6 protein-coding genes are annotated in these 19,705 nt (G+C 73.7%); all 6 read left to right on the top strand.

All coding sequences use genetic code 11. The features are described 5' to 3' along the window. The 6 genes from sbnA to ACZ4VK_RS14145 all read left to right on the top strand — a co-directional run bounded on the left by sbnA (position 1) and on the right by ACZ4VK_RS14145 (position 19,648). Entirely contained in the window at positions 1–1,083 is a 1,083-nt protein-coding gene (gene sbnA, locus ACZ4VK_RS14170; protein WP_468351918.1) for a 2,3-diaminopropionate biosynthesis protein SbnA, read from the top strand. Further along, positions 1,083–16,154, top strand: a complete 15,072-nt coding sequence (locus ACZ4VK_RS14165) for a non-ribosomal peptide synthetase (protein ID WP_468351916.1) — start codon at positions 1,083–1,085, stop codon at positions 16,152–16,154. Before sbnA ends, ACZ4VK_RS14165 begins: the two co-directional genes overlap by 1 nt. Before the next feature lie 6 nt (positions 16,155–16,160). After that, positions 16,161–16,982 carry an ABC transporter permease gene (locus ACZ4VK_RS14160; protein ID WP_468351914.1) on the top strand — a complete coding sequence of 274 codons (822 nt, stop codon included), beginning with the start codon at positions 16,161–16,163 and terminating at the stop codon, positions 16,980–16,982. A 140-nt stretch (positions 16,983–17,122) separates the two neighbouring features. Continuing rightward, entirely contained in the window at positions 17,123–18,463 is a 1,341-nt protein-coding gene (locus ACZ4VK_RS14155; RefSeq protein WP_468351912.1) for a cytochrome P450, read from the top strand. A gap of 4 nt (positions 18,464–18,467) precedes the next feature. Then, complete coding sequence (locus tag ACZ4VK_RS14150) at positions 18,468–18,686, top strand: MbtH family protein (protein ID WP_468351910.1); 219 nt, start codon at positions 18,468–18,470, stop codon at positions 18,684–18,686. 20 nt (positions 18,687–18,706) lie between these two features. After that, positions 18,707–19,648, top strand: a complete 942-nt coding sequence (locus ACZ4VK_RS14145; RefSeq protein ID WP_468351908.1) for an ATP-binding cassette domain-containing protein — start codon at positions 18,707–18,709, stop codon at positions 19,646–19,648. Positions 19,649–19,705 lie beyond the last annotated feature (57 nt).

Below are 19,705 nucleotides of genomic sequence, written 5' to 3'. Positions count from 1 at the left end.
ATGCCAGTCATCACGACGCCGCAGGAATTCGACGTCGACGACCTTTTCGTCGACGTCCGGCGGGTCACCGGATATCCCCTCTATCTGAAATGCGAGGGCTTCAACTTCGCGGGCTCGGTCAAACTCCGCGCCGCGAACGAGATGGTGGAGTCCGCCGAGCGCACCGGGGCGCTCCGCCCCGGCATGACCATCGTCGAGAGCTCGTCCGGGAACCTGGGGGTCGCCCTCAGCCTGGTCGCCGTCAGCCGGGGCTACCGGTTCGTCTGCGTCACCGACTCACGGTGCACCCAGGCGTCCCGCAGGCTGATGCAGCGGCTCGGCGCCGACGTGCGCGTGGTCTCCCGGCCGCACCCGGAGCGGGGACTGCTCGGGGCGCGCCTCGACCTGGTCCGCCGGCTGTGCCAGGAGCACGACGACTTCCACTGGCTCAACCAGTACGCCAACACGGGCAACTGGACCGCGCACTACCAGTCGACCGCCCCGCAGATCGCCAAGGCCTTCCCCGACCTCGACGTCCTCTTCGTCGGCGCGGGCACCACCGGCACCCTGATGGGCTGCGCGCGCTTCTTCCGCGAGCACAGCCCGGCCGTGACCATCGTCGCCGTCGACGCCGCCGGCTCGGTCACCTTCGGCGGCGAACCCGCCCCCCGGCTCATCCCCGGCGTGGGCACGAGCGTGCGGCCCGCCCTCCTCGACGCGTCCCTCGTCGACGACGTCGTGCTCGTCCCCGAGCGGGACACCGTGCGCGCCTGCCGTGCGCTGCTCCACGAAGGCTTCCTGCTCGGCGGCTCCACCGGCACCGTGCTCAGCGGCGCCGTCCGCTGGCTGCGCGAGAACCGCCCCGGCGCCACCGACCTCACCGCCGTCGCCATCGCCCCCGACCTCGGCGAGCGGTATCTGGACACCGTCTACGACGACGCCTGGGTCGACGAGGCGTTCGGCCCGGACACCCTCACCGACGAGCCCTTCGGGCCGCCGTCCACCCCCGGGATCTCCGGCCGCGGGCCCGCCCCCGTCCAGCCCGCCCCGCACCACCCCGCCGATCCCGCCCGGGTCGGCCCGACCACCACTGGGAGCCTGTGATGACATCGACTCCGGGCGCCGGACCGGCGCTCACCGCGGGCCAGGTGGAGATCTGGCTCGACGCGCGGGCCGCCGGACGCAGCAGCGCCTACAACTCGGCCGGATACCTGGACATCAGCGGCCCGCTCGACGCCGGCCGCTTCCGCACCGCGCTCCGCCGTCTCGTCGACGAGGCCGAATGCCTGCGGGCCCGCTTCACCGACCACGAGGGCGAACCCCACCAAAGCGTCGAACCGCTCCCCGAACCGCCGCTGACCGAGGTCGACCTGCGGGACGCGGACGACCCCGTCGAGGCGGCCCTCGAGTGGATGCGGCGGGACCTCGCCGTCCCCCTGGACCTCGACGAGTTCCCGCTGATGCGGACCGCCGTCCTCACCGTCGCCCCCGGCCGCGCCTTCTTCTACCTGTGCGTACACCACCTGCTGTGCGACGGCTTCAGCCAGACGGTCCTGTGGCGCCGGCTCGCCGAGCTGTACGCCGCGGACCCGGACGGCACCGCGCCCGGCGCGGCGCTGCCGCCCCTGCGTCACCTGGCCGACGCCGAGACCGCGTACCGCGAGTCCACGGCCGCCCGCCGCGACGCCGAGTTCTGGCAGCGGCGCTTCCCCGAGCCGCCGGAACCGGTCACGCTGTCCCGCCGGCCCCCCGCCCCCGGGCTCCCCAGCGGGTTCCTGCGCCACTCCGTCGTCCTGCCCGACGAGACGGTACGGGCCCTGCGCGAGAGCGCGAGCCGCTCGGACGTCACCTGGCCGACGGTGGCGATGGCCGCCGTCGCCCTCTACACCCAGCGGGCGTCCGGCACCGACGAGGTGCTGCTCACCCTGCCCGCCACCGCCCGGATGAACGCCCGCCAGCGGGCCGTGCCCGGCATGATGGCCAACTACCTGCCCCTGCGCGTACCGGTGCGGCCCACCCTCACCAAGGCGGAGCTGCTCCGGCTCACCTCCCGCGAGCTCGCCCAGGTCCTGCGGCACCAGCGGCACCGCGTCAGCGCGATCCGCCGCGGCATGGGGCTGCGCAGCGACGACCGCCGCCCCTTCGGCCCCTTCGTCAACCTGCTGCCGCAGCAGACCGGCCTGGAGCTCGGCCCGTGCACGGCCGAGGTGCACAACCTGTCCACCGGCCTCGTCGACGACCTGATGGTCACCCTCGTCGAGACGCCGGGCGACGGCATCGAGATCCACCTCAACGGCAGCCCCGACCGCTACACCGACCCCGAGACCGAGCGTCACCTCGCCCGACTCGCGGCCTTCGTCGGACGGTTCGCCGCGGCGGCGGGCGAGGAACGCGTCGGCAGCATGGACATCCCGGCGGACCTGGCGGGCCCGCTCGCGGCCGAAGGCCACCCCGGCTCTCCGGAGGGCACGCTCGCGACCGAAAGCCCCTCCGCCGCCCTGCCCGAGACCCTCTCGGCCGAGGGCCACTCCGCCGGCCCGACCGGCACCTCCTCCGCCGGAAGCCACCCCGGAGCCCCCTCCACCGACGACCGCCCCGCCTGGCTGCGCACCGCCTCCGGCCCCGAGCGCCCCGCCGCCTTCACCTGCGTCGTCGAGCGCGTACGGGAGCAGGCCGCCCGCCGCCCCGACGCGGTCGCCGTCGAGGACGACGACGCCCGCACCACGTACGCCTCCCTCGTCGCCCGTGCCTCCGCGCTGTCGCGGACCCTGCCCGGCACGGGTCTCGTCGGCGTCCTCGCCACCCCCGGCGCCGGCTACGTGACCTCGGTGCTCGCCGTCATCGGCGCCGGCGCCGCGTACGTACCGCTCGACCCGCACGCCCCCGTCGCCCGTACCGCCGCCCTCCTCGCCGACAACGGCATCGGCGTCCTCATCGCCGACGCGCCGCACCGCCCCCTCGCCGAGCAGGCCGCCGCGGCCGCCGGACGGACCGTGCGGATCGTCACCCCCGACGGCGCCGAGGACCCCCTGGACGGCCTCGCGCCGCCGGCGGGCGCGCCCCAGGACCTGGCGTACGTGATCTTCACCTCCGGCTCCACCGGGCAGCCCAAGGGCGCCATGGTGCACCGCGCGGGCATGGTGAACCACCTGCTCGCCAAGGTCGACGACCTGGCGCTGACCGAGCGGGACACGCTCGTCCAGAACGCCCCCGTCACCTTCGACATCTCCGTCTGGCAGATGCTCGCCCCGCTCGTCGTCGGCGGCCGGGTGCGCGTCGTCGGCCGCGACACCGCCGCCGACCCCGACCTCCTCTTCCCGCTCACCGCCGCCGAGGGCGTCACCGTCCTGGAGGTCGTGCCCTCGCTGCTGCGCGCCGCCCTCGACGCCTGGGACGTCACCGGCACCGGCGTGGACCTGCCGGGACTGCGCCACCTCATGGTCACCGGCGAGGCGCTCCCCGCCGACCTCTGCCGGCGCTGGCTCGCCCGCCACCCCGCGACGCCCCTCGTCAACGCCTACGGACCCACCGAGTGCTCCGACGACGTCACCCACGCGCACATCCGGCGCGCCCCGGCCTCCGACGGGCCCGTGCCCATCGGCGGGCCCGTCCGCAACACCCGCCTGTACGTCCTCGGCGACGACCTGCGGCCCCTGCCGCACGGCACACCCGGCGAGCTGTACGTCGCGGGCACCGGCGTCGGCCGCGGCTACCTCGCCGACCCGGCCCGTACGGCGGGCACCTTCGTCCCCGACCCGTACGGCCCCGCCGGAACCCGCATGTACCGCACCGGCGACCGCGTCCGCTGGGACGACGACGGCGAACTCGTCTTCCTGGAGCGCAGGGACCACCAGGTGAAGATCCGCGGCCACCGCATCGAGCTCGGCGAGATCGAGACCGCCCTCCGCCGCCACCAGGACGTCGCCGACGCCGTCGTCACCGTCATGGGCGACGCCTCCGGCGGCAGGCACCTCGTCGGCCACTGCGTCGCCCGCGAGCACACCGTCCTCGACACCGGCGCGCTCCGCGCCCACCTGGCGGCGACCCTGCCGGAGTACATGGTGCCGCAGCACCTCCTCGTCCTCGACGCCCTCCCGCTGACCGCCCACGGCAAGGTCGACCGCAAGGCGCTGCCCGAGCCCCGCACCGGAAGCGCGACCGCCGCGCACGACCCCGGCGCCCCCCGCTCCCGGGGCGAGGAGATCCTCCGCGCCGTCTTCACCGAGGTCCTCGGCGTCCCCGCGGGACCCGACGACAACTTCTTCGAACTCGGCGGCGACAGCATCACCGCCATCCAGGCGGTCAGCCACGCCCGCAAGGCCGGTCTCGCCGTCACCCCGCTGCTCATCCGCAAGCACGGCACCCCCCGCGCCGTCGCCGCCGCCACCCCCGCCGACGGACCCGGGCGCCCCGCCGCCCCCCTCCACGACGGCACGGGCGAGATCGAACTCGCCCCGGTCGCCCACCAGTTGCGCGAGGACCTCGCCGCCCTCGACGAACGCTCCCGCGAGTACAGCCAGTTCGTCGTCCTGCGCACCCCCGCCGGGCTCGGCGCCGACACCCTCCGTACCGCCGTCGACGCCCTCCTCGACCGGCACGCCGCCCTGCGCAGCCGGCTCACCGTCCCCGTCGAGGGACTCTGGTCCCTCGAAGCGCTCCCGAGGGGCGCGGTCGCCGCCGCCGACCTCGTACGCCACGTCGACGCCTCCCACCTCGGGGACGACCCCCGTGCCCTGGCCGACGCCGTCCGCGAGCAGACCGGGCTCGCCCGCGCCCGGCTCTCCCCGGACACCGGCCACGTGACCCAGCTCGTCCTGCTCGACCGGGGCCCCGGCCGCTCCGGCCGCCTGGTCTGGCTCACCCACCACCTCTGCGTCGACGGCGTCTCCTGGCGCGTCCTCGTCACCGACCTCGCCGCCGCCGTCGCCGGCGACACCCCGGACCCGGTCCCCACCTCGTACCGCGAGTGGACGAGTCTGCTCGGCGCCCAGGCGAGGACCGCCGGACGGGTCGCCGAATTCCCTCTGTGGAAGGAACAGTTCGCGGGCACCGCCCCCCTCGGCGACCGCCCGCTCGACCCGGCCCGCGACGTCTACGGCACCGCCCACCGGCTCCGTCTCGAGCTCGACACCCGGGCGACGGCCGCTGTGCTCGCCGGCGTCCGAGGCATCCACGACGGCGAGATCAACGACCTGCTGCTCACCGCCCTCGGCATGGCGGTCGCCGACTGGCGCCGCCGCAGCGGCGGCGACCCGTCCGACATCACCGTCGAGCTGGAGGGCCACGGCCGCGAGCAGTTCACGGACGACGTCGACCTGTCCCGTACCGTCGGCTGGTTCACCAGCGTCTACCCCGTCCTCCTCGGCCCCGGCCCCGCCGTCGACTGGGACGACCTGTGGGCCGGCGGCGACACCGCGGGCACCGCCCTCCAGGAGGTCGGGCGCCGACTGCGCCGGCTCCCCGACCACGGCCTCGGCTTCGGTCTGCTGCGCCACCTCAACCCGCAGACGCTGCCCGCGCTCGCCCGCCACGGCGTGCCCGAGATCGGCTTCAACTACCTCGGCCGTTTCCAGACCGACGCCCCCAGCGGCGACTGGTCCCTGGTGACCGAGGACGCCGTCATCGGCACCGGCGTCCACCCGCGCATGCCGCTGCGGCACGTCCTCGCCGTCACCCCGGTGACCGAGGACCGCGCCGACGGACCGCACCTGGTCGCGGACTGGATCTGGGCCGGCGAGCTGTTCCGTGACGCCGACGCCGAGGACATCGCCCGCACCTGGTTCCGCGCCCTGAAGACCCTCGCCCGGCACACCGCAGAGGTCGCCGAGCGCGGGCCCCGCCCCGAGATCCTGCCGCTCTCCCCGCTCCAGCAGGGCCTGCTCATCCAGGCCGAACTGGAGCGGCACGGCACGGACAGCTACCTGCTCCAGACCGTCCTCGACATCGAGGGCCCCTTCGACACCGACGCGTTCCGCGCCGCCGCCGACGCGCTCCTCGACCGCCACCCGGGACTCCGCGTGAGCTTCCCCGACGCGGCGCCCGACGAGCAGCCCGTGCAGTCCGTCGCCGGCCGGGTGCGCGCCCCCTGGATCGACGTCGACCTCACCGGGACGGCGTCGGAGGCCGAACGGGACGCCGAGTCGGCCCGCCTCACCGAGGCCGACTGGGAGCGGGGCTTCGACCTGACGACCGCGCCGCTGCTGCGGTTCACCGCGATCCGCCTGCCCGGACAGCGCGTCCGGCTCCTGTGGACGCTGCACCACCTCCTCGCCGACGGCTGGTCCATGGGCATCCTGGCCCGCGAACTCTTCACCCTCTACGCCGCGGGCGGCGACGCCTCCGTCCTGCCGCCCGCACCGCCCTACCGCGACTACTTCGGCTGGCTCGCCGCCCAGGACACGGAAGCGGCGCGGGCCGCCTGGCGGACCGCGCTCACCGGCGTCACCGAACCCACCCGGCTGTCCACCGCCGGGCACACCGAAGGCTCCCGGCCGCCCGAGTCCCTCGTCCACGAACTGCCCGAGGACCTCACCCGGCGGCTCACCTCCTGGGCCCGCGAGCGGAACGTCACCCTCAACACGGTCCTCCAGGCCTGCTGGGCCGTCGTCCTCGGCCGCCGCACCGGACGCGGCGACATCGTCTTCGGCACCGTCTCCTCCGCCCGCCCGCCGGAGCTCCCCGGCGTCGAGGGCATGGTCGGCCTCTTCCTCAACATGCTGCCGCAGCGGGTCGTCCTCGACCCGGCGGAGCCCTTCACCGACCTCGTACGGCGCCTCTACGCCCAGCAGACCGACCTCCTGGAGCACCAGCACATCGGCCTGGGCGAGGTGCAGCGGCTCGCGGGCGCCGGCGACCTCTTCGACACGGTGTTCAGCTTCCAGAACCAGCCGCGGGCCGACCTGGCCGAACTGAACGCGCTCGTGCCCGCACTGCGCCTCGGCGACGGCACCACACGCCTCGCGGCCGAACGCGGCCTCGCCGTCCTCGTCCACCCCGGCCCCCGGCTCACGCTCACCCTCCAGTACCGGCCCGCCGCGCACGAACGGTCCGCCGTCGAGGAGACGCTCCGGCAGCTGGTCGACGTCGTCGGGACCGCCGTCGCCCACCCCGCGACCCCCGTCGGACGGCTCACCCTCGACGACACCGCCGAGCACCGGCGGCTCGTCCAGGAGTGGGGCGGCCGCGCCGACGACACGCCCAGGCCCGTCATCCCCGCCCTGTTCCAGTCCCGCGTCGCCGAGAACCCGACGGCTGTCGCCATCGTCTCCGGGGACACCGAGGTCACGTACGAGGAGCTGGACCGGCGCGCCAACCGGCTGGCCCGGCTGCTCCTCGCCCGGGGAGCCGGACCCGAGCGGACCGTCGCCCTCGCCCTGTCCGACCCGCTGGAGATGACCGCCGCGCTCCTCGCCGTCCTCAAGGCCGGCGCCGCCTACCTGCCCATCGACCCCAAGTACCCCGCCGACCGCATCGCGTACATGCTCGCCGACAGCGGCCCCGCCACCCTCGTGACCAGCACGGAGCTCGCCGGGCGACTGCCCGCCGGCGACTGCGACGTCCTCCTGCTCGACACGGAGGACACGGCCGCCGCCCTGGCCGCCCTGCCCGGCCACGCCCCCGAGGACGGCGACCGGCCCACGGCACTCGACCCCCGGCACCCCGCGTACGTCATCTACACGTCGGGCTCCACCGGCCGGCCCAAGGGCGTCACCGTCGACCACGCCGGATTCGCCGCCATGGTGGCGAGCCTCGTCGAGAAGTTCGGCGTCGACCACCGGGCCCGCGTCCTGAAGTTCGCCTCGTTCAGCTTCGACGCCTCCGTGTGGGAACTCAGCCTCTCCCTGCTCGCCGGCGGCACCCTCGTCGTCGCCGACGAGGACTGCCGGGTCCCCGGCCGGCCCCTCGTCGACCTGCTCCACCGCCACCGGGTCAACCTGGCCGGACTGCCGCCCGTCGTCGTCGGCGCCCTGCCCGAGGGCTCCACGCTCCCCGACGACCTCACCCTGATCGTCGCCGGCGAGGCCTGCCCGCCGCACGTCGTGGAACGCTGGGCCGGACACGTCCGCATGTTCAACGGCTACGGACCCACCGAGGCCGTGCTCGCCTCCACGGTCAGCGACCCGCTGGGCACCGCGGGCCACCCGCCGATCGGCCGCCCCACCGCCGCCCACCGCGTCTACGTCCTCGACGACGCCCTCCGGCCGGTCCCGGCCGGAGCCGTCGGCGAGCTGTACGTCGGCGGCAACCTCGCCCGCGGCTACAAGGACCGGCCCGACCTCACCGCGAAGAGGTTCGTGGCCGACCCGTACGGCCCCGCGGGCGCCCGCATGTACCGCACGGGCGACCTGGCGAACTGGCGACCCGACGGACAGCTCCACTACGTCGGCCGCGCCGACGACCAGGTGCAGCTGCGCGGCTTCCGCGTCGAACTCGGCGAGATCGAGACCGAGCTCGCCGCCCGGCCGGAGGTCCGCCAGGCCGCCGCCGTCGTCCGGAGCGCCCCCGGCCAGGAGGACCGGCTCGTCGCCTACGTGGTCCCCGCGACCCCCGGCGGCGCCGACGCCACCGCCCTGCGGGAAGCGCTCGCCGCCGTCCTGCCCGAGTACATGGTGCCCGCCGCGATCGTCAGCCTCGACGAACTCCCGCTCACCCCCCAGGGCAAGCTGGACCGCAAGGCGCTGCCCGACCCCGAGGAGACCCGGGCGCGACGCGGCCGCGGTCCCCGCACCCCGGTCGAGGAGATCCTCTGCGGCATCTTCGCCGAACTGCTCCAGATCTCCGACGTCGGCATCGACGACGACTTCTTCGAGCTCGGCGGCCACTCCCTCCTCGCCACCCGCGTGGTGAGCCGGGCCCGCACGGCGCTCGACGTCGAGCTGCCCATCCGTACCCTCTTCGAGGCGCGCACCGTCGCCGGAGTCGTCGCCCGTCTCGGCGGCGGCGACACGGTCAGGCCCGCGCTCGCCCGTACCCCCCGCGAGGACGCCGGCGGCCATCTGCCGCTCTCCTTCCCCCAGACACGCCTGTGGTTCCTCAACCGGCTCGACCCCGAGTCGGCCGCCTACAACGTCTCCTTCGCGGTACGCCTCTCGGGCGCCCTCGATGTGGCGGCGCTCGATGCCGCGCTGGCTGATGTGGTGGGGCGGCACGAGAGTCTGCGGACGGTGTTCCCTGAGGTGGACGGTGAGCCGCGGCAGGTGGTGCTGGACGCGGCGGAGGTGTGGCCGGGTCTGGACGTGACCGAGGTGGACGCGGCCGACGCGGCGGCGGCGTCGGCGGCCCGCGCGGGCCGTGGCTTCGACCTGACGACGGACATCCCCGTCCGCGCCCACCTCTACCGCACCGGCCCCGACGAGCGGCTCCTGCAGCTCGTCGTCCACCACATCGCCTGGGACGGCTGGTCCGTCGCCCCTCTCGTCCGCGATGTGTCACGGGCGTACGCGGCGCGGTGCGGGGGCGGTGTCCCGGAGTGGCCCGTGCTGCCCGTCCAGTACGCCGACTTCGCCGTCTGGCAGCGGGAGCTGCTCGGCGACGAGGCCGACGCCTCCAGTGTCGCGGCACGCCAAGTCGGCTTCTGGCGCGAGCGGTTGGCGGGGATGCCGGAGGAGTTGGCGTTGCCGTTCGACCGTGTGCGGCCCGCGGTGATGTCGCACCGGGGCGGGACGGTTCCGTTCCGGGTCGACGCGGAGGCGCATGGGGCGCTGGTGCGGTTGGCGCGTGAGTCGGGTGCGTCGGTGTTCATGGTGCTCCAGGCCGGTCTGGCCGCGTTGTTGTCGCGCCTTGGCGCGGGGGAAGACGTGCCGATCGGTTCGCCGGTGGCGGGTCGTCTCGACGACGCCCTGGACGAGCTGGTGGGCTGCTTCATGAACACCCTGGTCCTGCGGACCGACGTGTCAGGGGACCCGGCCTTCCGTGAACTCCTCGACCGCGCCCGCGAGACCTCCCTGTCGGCCTACGCCCATCAGGACGTCCCCTTCGAGCGCCTGGTCGAGGTCCTCGACCCGGTGCGGTCCATGGGCCGCAACCCCCTCTTCCAGGTCATGCTCGTACTCCAGAACAACGCGACCGCCCACCTCGAACTCCCCGGCGTGCGCGCCGCGTTCGAGCCCCCGGCTGTCGACTCGGTCAAGTTCGACCTGAACTTCTTCGTCGTCGAGCAGCAGAACGACGACGGCACGCCTGACGGTCTGGAAGGATTCCTGGAGTTCAGCGCCGACGTGTTCGACGAGTCGACGGCCGCCTCGGTCGCCGACCGGCTCGGGCGCCTCCTGGAGCAGGTCGCCGGCGACCCCGACCTCCCCGTCAGCGGCATCGAGGTCCTCTCCGCGCCCGAACGCGGCCGCATCCTCACCGAGTGGAGCGGCACCACCGGCGGCAACCCCGCCACCACCGTGCCCGTCCTCTTCGAGGCCCAGGCCGCCCGGACACCCGAGGCCGTCGCCGTCACCTTCGGCGGTACGGAACTGTCGTACGGGGAGCTGAACGCGCGGGCGAACCGCCTGGCCCGGCAGCTGATCGGTCTCGGCGCGGGCCCCGAGCGCCTTGTGGCGCTCGCGCTGCCCCGCACCGAGGAGATGGTCGTCGGACTCCTCGCGGTGCTCAAGTCCGGCGCCGCCTACCTCCCCGTCGACCTCGCCTACCCGGCGGAGCGGATCGCGCTCATGCTCGACGACGCCCGGCCGGCCCTGCTGCTCACCGACGGGCCGACCGACCGCACCCTGCCCGGCACGGACCTGCCACGGCTGCTCCTCGACGACCCCGGCACGGCGGCGGCGCGCGCGGACCTGCCCGGCGCCGACGTCACCGACCGGGAGCGGACCGCGCCCCTTGGCCCCGACCGCCCCGCCTTCGTCATCTACACCTCCGGCTCCACGGGCCGGCCCAAGGGCGTCACCGGCCTGCACCGGGCCCTCGTCAACCGGCTCACCTGGTTCGCCGAGGAGTTCCCCGAGCAGCGCACGGCCGCCATCCTCGCCAAGTCGCCGGTCAGCGTCATCGACGGCATCACCGAACTCGTCGCCCCGCTGCTCTCCGGCGGCTCGACGGTCCTCGTCGACGCCGAGACCGCCCGCAGCGTCCCCGAACTCGCGGACGCCGTCGTGCGGCACGGCATCGCCCGGCTCACCGTCGTCCCCAGCCTCCTCGAGGCCTTCATCGACAGCGGCGAACTGCCGCGCATGGCCGGCTGCACGGTCTGGATCTGCAGCGGGGAGCAGCTGCCCGCCGCGACCGTGGAGCGGTTCAGGACCTGCCTGCCCTCCGCCCGGCTCGTGAACTTCTACGGAGCCTCCGAGGTCGGAGCGGTCGCCACCCACGGCGCCGAGGACGACGTCACCCTCGGCACGGCCACCCTGATCGGCCGTCCCATCCGCAACGCGGGTGTGTTCGTGTTGGATGCGGGGTTGCGGCCGGTGCCGGTGGGTGTGGCGGGTGAGTTGTATCTCTCGGGTGCGGGTGTGGCTCGGGGGTATGTGGGTCGTGCGGGGTTGACGGCTTCGCGGTTCGTGGCGTGTCCGTTCGGGATGGGTGGTTCGCGGATGTATCGCACGGGTGATGTGGTGCGGTGGTCGGCGGATGGTCGTCTGGTGTTCCTGGGGCGTGCTGATGAGCAGGTGAAGGTACGTGGTTTCCGGGTGGAGCCGGGTGAGGTGGAGGCGGTGCTGCTCGGGCATCCGTCGGTGGGGCGCGCGGTGGTGGTGGCGCGTTCGGACGGGCCTGGTGGGGCTGTGTTGGTGGGTTATGTGGTGCCGGCGGCGGGTGAGTCGGTGGATGTGGGTGCGGTGCGTGCGTTTGTGGCGCGGTCGTTGCCGGAGTACATGGTGCCGGTGGTGGTGGTCCTGGATGTGCTGCCGTTGACGCCGAGCGGGAAGGTGGATCGCAAGGCGCTGCCGGCGCCGGACTTCGGTGTGGTGGTGTCCTCGCGGGCTCCGCGTGATCCGGTGGAGGAGGTGCTGTGCGCGCTGTTCGCGCAGGTCCTCGGTCTGGAACGGGTCGGCATCGACGACAGCTTCTTCGAACTCGGCGGCCACTCCCTCCTCGCCACCAGGCTCGTCAGCCGGGCCCGCTCCGCCCTCGGCACCTCCCTCTCGATCAGGGACGTGTTCGAGGCACCCACCGTCGTCGCACTCGCCGACCGGGCCCGCTCACGCTCCGGGAGGAGCGACCGGCCCCCGCTCGCCGCCGTACCGCGCACCGGCACCCTGCCGACCTCCTCGGCACAGCGCCGTCTGTGGTTCCTCAACCGCCTTGAGGGCCCCGAGTCCGCCGCGTACAACATGCGCTTCGCCGTGCGGCTTTCGGGCGCCCTCGATGTGGCGGCGCTCGATGCCGCTCTCGCGGATGTGGTGGGGCGGCACGAGAGTCTGCGGACGGTGTTCCCTGAGGTGGACGGTGAGCCGCGGCAGGTGGTGCTGGACGCGACGGAGGTGTGGCCGGGTCTGGACGTGACCGAGGTGGACGCGGCCGACGCGGCGGCGGTGTCGGCGGCCCGCGCGGGCCGTGGCTTCGACCTGACGACCGAGATCCCGCTCCGCGCCCACCTCTACCGCACGGCCCCCGGCGAGCACCTGCTGCTTCTGGTCGTCCACCACATCGCGGCCGACGGCTGGTCCGTTGCCCCGCTCACCCACGACGTGTCACGCGCCTACACGGCACGGTGCTCGGGCGACGCTCCGACCTGGCCCGTGCTGCCCGTCCAGTACGCCGACTTCGCCGTCTGGCAGCGGGAGCTGCTCGGCGACGAGGCCGACGCCTCCAGTGTCGCGGCACGCCAAGTCGGCTTCTGGCGCGAGCGGTTGGCGGGGATGCCGGAGGAGTTGGCGTTGCCGTTCGACCGTGCGCGGCCCGCGGTGATGTCGCACCGGGGCGGGACGGTTCCCTTCCGGGTCGACGCGGAGGCGCATGGGGCGCTGGTGCGGTTGGCGCGTGAGTCGGGTGCGTCGGTGTTCATGGTGCTCCAGGCCGGTCTGGCCGCGTTGTTGTCGCGCCTCGGTGCGGGGGAGGACGTGCCGATCGGTTCGCCGGTGGCGGGTCGTCTCGACGACGCCCTGGACGAGCTGGTGGGCTGCTTCATGAACACCCTGGTCCTGCGGACCGACGTGTCAGGGGACCCGGCCTTCCGTGAACTCCTCGACCGCGCCCGCGACACGGCACTCGGCGCGTTCGAGAACCAGGACGTGCCCTTCGAGCGGCTCGTCGAGGTGCTCGACCCGGAGCGGTCCATGGGCCGCAACCCCCTCTTCCAGGTCATGCTCTCCCTGCAGAACAACGAGCACACCGACCTCCACCTGCCCGGTCTGACCGTCGCCCCGGAGCCCGTCGGGGCCGACACCGCCAAGTTCGACCTGTCCCTCACGCTCGTGGAGCGACAGGACGACGACGGCACGCCCGACGGCCTCGAAGGGTTCCTGGAGTTCAGCGCCGACGTGTTCGACGAGTCGACGGCCGCCTCGGTCGCCGACCGGCTCGGGCGCCTCCTGGAGCAGGTCGCCGGCGACCCCGACCTCCCCGTCAGCGGCATCGAACTGCTCACCGAGGACGAACGCCATCGCATCCTCACCGAGTGGAACGACACCGCCCACCCGCAGCCGCCCGTCACCCTCCCCGAGGCCTTCCAGCGGCAGGCCGCACGGTCACCGGAGGCGGTCGCGGTGGTGTGCGGCGGTACGGAGCTGTCGTACGGGGAGCTGAACGCGCGGGCGAACCGCCTGGCCCGGCAGCTGATCGGTCTCGGCGCGGGCCCCGAGCGCCTTGTGGCGCTCGCGCTGCCCCGCACCGAGGAGATGGTCGTCGCGCTCCTCGCCGTACTCAAGTCCGGCGCCGCCTACCTCCCCGTCGACCCCGCCCACCCGGCCGAGCGGATCGACCTGGTCCTCGGCGACGCCCGGCCGGCCCTCCTGGTCACCGACACGGCGATCGCCGGCAGGCTCCCCGACACGGGGGTTCCCCGGCTCGTCCTCGACGCACCGGACACGGCCGCGGCCGTGTCCGCACAGGACGCCGCCGACCTCGACGACACGGAACGGGCGACCCCGCTCCACCCCGCGCACACGGCGTACGTCCTCTACACCTCGGGTTCCACGGGCCGGCCGAAGGGCGTGGCCATCGAGCACCGGAACCTGATGAACTTCCTGCTCGCGATGGCCGAGCGCTTCCCGATGGACGCCCGGGACCGGCTCCTCGCCGTCACCACCTGGTCCTTCGACATCGCGGGCCTCGAGGTGTACGTCCCGCTGCTGTCCGGCGCCGGTGTCGTCGTCGGCGAGGACGGACTCGTCCTCGACCCCGAGGCCCTCACCGCGCTCGTCGAACGGGCCGGGGTCACCGTCATGCAGGCGACCCCCGCCCTCTGGCAGGAACTGGTGGCCCGCGAACCGGAGGCCGTACGCGGGCTGCGCGTCCTCGTCGGCGGAGAGGCCGTACCGACCGCGCTCGCCGAGACGCTGACCGCGCACGCCGCCGAGGTGACCAACCTCTACGGCCCGACCGAGACCACCATCTGGTCCACCGCCACCCAGCTCGTCGCGGACGAGCCCGTGACCCTCGGCCGTCCGATCCGGAACACGGGTGTGTTCGTGTTGGATGCGGGGTTGCGGCCGGTGCCGGTGGGTGTGGCGGGTGAGTTGTATCTCTCGGGTGCGGGTGTGGCTCGGGGGTATGTGGGTCGTGCGGGGTTGACGGCTTCGCGGTTCGTGGCGTGTCCGTTCGGGGTGGATGGTTCGCGGATGTATCGCACGGGTGATGTGGTGCGGTGGGCGGCGGATGGTCGTCTGGTGTTCCTGGGGCGTGCTGATGAGCAGGTGAAGGTGCGTGGTTTCCGGGTGGAGCCGGGTGAGGTGGAGGCGGTGCTGCTCGGGCATCCGTCGGTGGGGCGCGCGGTGGTGGTGGCGCGTTCGGACGGGCCTGGTGGGGCTGTGTTGGTGGGTTATGTGGTGCCGGCGGCGGGTGAGTCGGTGGATGTGGGTGCGGTGCGTGCGTTTGTGGCGCGGTCGTTGCCGGAGTACATGGTGCCGGTGGTGGTGGTCCTGGATGTGCTGCCGTTGACGCCGAGCGGGAAGGTGGATCGCAAGGCGCTGCCGGCGCCGGACTTCGGTGTGGTGGTGTCCTCGCGGGCTCCGCGTGATCCGGTGGAGGAGGTGCTGTGCGCGCTGTTCGCGCAGGTCCTCGGTCTGGACCGGGTCGGGATCGACGACAGCTTCTTCGAACTCGGCGGCCACTCCCTCCTCGCCGTCCGCCTCGTCAGCCGGGCCGGGACCGCCGGACTGCGGCTCAGCGTCGCCGATGTGGTCCTGCACCGCACCGTCGCCGCCCTCGCCACCCGCGCCGAGAAGACGGGACCCGACCAGGAGAACACCCTCGACCCCTTCTCCACCGTGCTCCCCATCCGGCCGGGCGGTGACGGGCCCCCCGTCTTCCTCGTGCACAGCGGACTCGGCTTCAGCCTCCCGTACGTCGGACTCGCCCGGCACCTCGACCGGCGCCACCCCCTCTACGGCCTCCAGTCACCGGCCGTCGGCGGCGCCTCCCCGGTCCCGGACGACATCCGCGCCGTGGCCGCCGAGTACATCGGTCACATCCGGCGGATCCGGCCGCAGGGCCCGTACCGCCTCCTCGGCTGGTCCTACGGCGGCGTGCTCGCCCACGAGATCGCCGTACAGCTGCAACGGGCAGGCGAGGAGGTCGACTTCCTCGCCAACCTCGACGGCTACCTCGGAAGCACCGGACGCGACGAGGAGGACGACGAGCGGGAACTGCTCCTGCGGGCCCTCGAAGCGCTCGGCCACAGCCGGGCCGCCTTCGCCGGCCGCCCGCTCACCCCGGCCGTGCTCGTCGACGTCCTGCGGCGGGAGAACCATCCCCTCGCCGAGCTCGGCGAGCGGGGCGTCCCACGCCTCCTTCGGCTGTCCCGGACCCACGGCGAGCTGATGGAACGGTTCGCCGCGGGCCGGTTCACCGGCGACATGCACCTCTTCACCGCCCTCCGCGAATGGACGGCGGACCAGCTGGCCGACCAGACCCGACGATGGGAGCACCACGTGGACGGACACCTCCGGATCCACCCGGTCGACTGCGGCCACGAGTACCTGATGCACCCCGGCCCCCAGGCCGTCGTCGGCCGCGCCGTCGACGCCGCGCTCGACGCGCTCGACGCGCTCGACGAGAAGAAGGGGCGGTGACCCGGCATGACGACCCTCACCCAGGTCCGCAGGCCCGCGCCGCCCATAGCGCTCGCCGTGGAGTCCCTCGCCGTCGCCGGCCGGAGACTCAACCGGCTGCGCCGGGCCCCCGGCCGCCTCATCGGCATCATCATGAACCCGCTCGTGTCGATGATCGTCCTCGGCTACCTCTTCCAGGGGTCGCTGTCGGTGACGGGCGGCTCCGACTACCAGACGTACATGTTCGCGGGCGTCGCCGCCCAGGTCGGGCTCGCCGGCATCGGCCCCACCGCCGTGGCCGTCGCCACCGACCTGCGGGGCGGACTCGTGGACCGGTTCCGCAGCCTGCCGATCGCCCGGCCCTCGGTCCTCCTCGGCCACACCCTCGGTGACCTGGCCGTCGGCCTCATCGGGCTCGCCGTCGTCACGGCCATCGGCGTGCTCTTCGGCTGGCGGCCCGAGCGCGGACCGCTGCCGGTGCTCGCCGGCTTCGTGCTCCTCGCCGTGTTCATGTACGCCATGCTCTGGGTCGGCGTCCTCCTCGGCCTGTTCTCCCGGAACATGGAGACGATCAACGTGGTGGCCGGTCTCGTCACCGTCCTCCTCTCCTTCCTGTCCAACGCCTTCCAGTCCGTCGACCGGCTGCCGGTCTGGCTGCGTCCGGTCGCCGACTGGAACCCGGTCAGTGCCGTGGTCACCTGGACCCGCGAGCTGTGGGGCAATCCCACCGCCACCGGCGGGAGCTTCCCGGGAGAGCACGCGTCCCTCGCGGTCGCCATCTCCCTGGGCGCCGTGTTCGTCCTCACCGTGCTGTTCAGCCTCCGCCGCTTCCGCACGGCGGCATCGTGAGACCGGGGCCGCGACGCACGAGCGCCGCGGCCCCGAACCCCGTACCACCGCCCCACTGTCCGACACAGCTCGTACCACCTTCGCCGTGCGCCGCGGTCCCACCGCAACCTCTCCGCCGTGTTCCGAAGGGAGCACCCGCCATGAGACCCACCGCACCGCAGTCCTCCGACCCCGAGAGATCCGAGAGACCGGAGGTCCCCGACCCCGAAAGCGTCGACCTCACCGACCCCCGCACCTTCACCCGCCCCGACCTGCGGGCGATGTGGGCCAGGTTCCGCGCCGAACGGCCCGTCCACCGCCACCGCGCCACCCCGGGCGCACCCGCCTTCTGGGTGCTCTCCCGCCACGCCGACGTCGTCGCGGTCTACCGGGACGACAAGCGGTTCACGTCCGAGCGCGGCAACGTCCTCGCCACCCTGCTCCAGGGCGAGGACTCGGCGTCCGGGAAGATGCTCGCCGTCACCGACGGGCCCCGGCACCGCGAGATCCGCAACCTCATGCTCAAGTCCTTCTCGCCCCGCGTCCTCGCTCCGGTCGTCGAGGGCGTGAACGTCCGCACGGCCGCCCTGCTCGACGAGGCCCTGGACCGCGGCGCGTTCGACTTCGTCGCCGACCTCGCGGACCACATCCCCATCAACACCATCGGCGACCTCATGGACGTGCCGGTGGCCGACCGCGAGCAGCTCGTCCACTGGAACACCATGACCCTCTCCCGTACCAGCGAGGAGCACGGGGCGGAGGAGGAGTGGCTCGCGCGCAACGAGATCCTCCTGTACTTCTCCGGTCTCGCCGCCCAGCGGCGCCGGCACCCCGGCGAGGACGTGATCAGCGCCCTGGCCACCGGCACCGTCGACGGGCGGCTCCTCACCGAGGACGAGATCGTCTTCAACTGCTACAGCCTCATCCTCGGCGGCGACGAGTCCAGCCGGATGTCGTCCGTCGGCGCCGTGATCGCCCTCGCCGAACACCCCGACCAGTGGAAGGCGCTGAAGGAGGGGGCCGTCGACACCGCCACCGCCACCGAGGAGGTGCTGCGGTGGACCACCCCGGCCATGCACTTCGGCCGGCGCGCCCTCACCGACGTGGAGATCCGCGACCGCACGATCACCGCGGGCGACGTCGTCACCCTGTGGAACAGCGCCGCCAACTTCGACGAGGACGTCTTCGCCGACCCGGAGCGCTTCGACCTGGCCCGTACGCCCAACAAGCACGTGGCGTTCGGACACGGACCGCACTTCTGCATCGGCGCGTTCCTCGGCCGCACCCACGTCGAGGCGATGCTCAGGGCCCTCCGGGACAGGGCCGGACACATCGAACTCCTCGGCAGCCCCCGCCTGCTCCACTCGAACTTCGTGTACGGCTACACCAGCCTCCCGGTCCGCATCGACCGGCCCGCCCCGCACGGCACCGGCATCAGCCCGGTGTCAGCGCCCCCTGCAACAGTCGAGCGGACCCGCGAGTCCGCGACAGATGGGAAGTGACCACATGCCGAACCCCTTCGACGACCAGAACGGCACGTTCCTCGTCCTGGTGAACGACGAGGCGCAGTACAGCCTCTGGCCCGCGTTCGCGCGGACCCCCGACGGCTGGACCGTGGCGCTCGGCGAGAGCAGCCACGACACCGCCCTCGCGTACGTGGAGGAGCACTGGACGGACATGCGCCCGCGCAGCCTGCGGGAGCAGGCCCCGGACCCGGTGCGCTGAGCGCGGTGGGGGCGGCAGAGGTGGACACGGCCATCAGGGCCGAGGGCCTGCGCAAGCGGTACCGGGACGTCGAGGCGCTCTCCGGCATCGACCTCCAGGTGCGCGCCGGCACGGTGCTCGGCCTGCTCGGCCCCAACGGGGCGGGAAAGACGACCACCGTGCAGGTGCTGACGACGCTCGTGGCACCGGACGGCGGGCACGCGGAGGTCGCCGGCTTCGACGTGGCCCGGCAGCCGCACGAGGTACGCCGGCGCATCGGCCTCGCGGGCCAGTACGCGGCCGTCGACGAGGTCCTCACCGGGCACGAGAACCTGACGCTGCTCGGCAGGCTGCTGCACCTCGGCCGCCGGCCGGCCCGCCGCCGGGCGGACGAGCTCCTGGAACGCTTCGGTCTCACGGCCGTCGCCCATCGGCCGGCCCGCACCTACTCCGGCGGTATGCGCAGGCGGCTCGACCTGGCGAGCTGCCTGATCACCTCGCCTCCCGTCCTGTTCCTCGACGAGCCGACCACGGGTCTCGACCCGGTCAGCCGGATGGCCCTGTGGGAGCTGGTCCGCGAGCTGGTGGACAGCGGGGTCACCCTGCTCCTGACGACGCAGTACCTGGAGGAGGCCGACTTCCTCGCGGACCAGATCGCGGTGGTCGACGCCGGCCGGGTGATCGCCGACGGCACCCCCGACGCCCTCAAACGCAAGGTCGGCCGGGAGTGGCTCGAAGTGACGGTGCCGTCCCCCTCGGACGTGGGCGCGGTCCTCACCGCCCTCGGAACGGCGCTGACGACGGTGCCGACGGTGGACGCCGCCAAGGGCACGCTCGCGATCCAGCTCGACGACGGTCTCGGCGATGTCGCCGACGTCGCCGTCGCGCTGCGCGACGCGGGCATCCAGGTCAGCGACTTCACCGTGCGCAGGCCGACCCTGGACGATGTCTTCGCGCATCTGACGGGCCGGCCCGCGGAATGACCCCGGCCCCTCCGGGCCCCGGCGGCGACGCATCCAACCCCCGCGCGTCGCGCCCGC

The sequence above is a fragment of the Streptomyces sp. NPDC028711 genome, from assembly GCF_055565415.1.
This window is presented reverse-complemented; position numbering and strand designations above follow the sequence as displayed.

Bases quoted from the DNA above. Each gene is read 5' to 3' on its own strand.
- sbnA (WP_468351918.1), top strand. From the start codon at position 1: ATGCCAGTCATCACGACGCCGCAGGAATTCGACGTCGACGACCTTTTC.
- ACZ4VK_RS14165 (WP_468351916.1), top strand. From the start codon at position 1,083: ATGACATCGACTCCGGGCGCCGGACCGGCGCTCACCGCGGGCCAGGTG.
- ACZ4VK_RS14160 (WP_468351914.1), top strand. From the start codon at position 16,161: ATGACGACCCTCACCCAGGTCCGCAGGCCCGCGCCGCCCATAGCGCTC.
- ACZ4VK_RS14155 (WP_468351912.1), top strand. From the start codon at position 17,123: ATGAGACCCACCGCACCGCAGTCCTCCGACCCCGAGAGATCCGAGAGA.
- ACZ4VK_RS14150 (WP_468351910.1), top strand. From the start codon at position 18,468: ATGCCGAACCCCTTCGACGACCAGAACGGCACGTTCCTCGTCCTGGTG.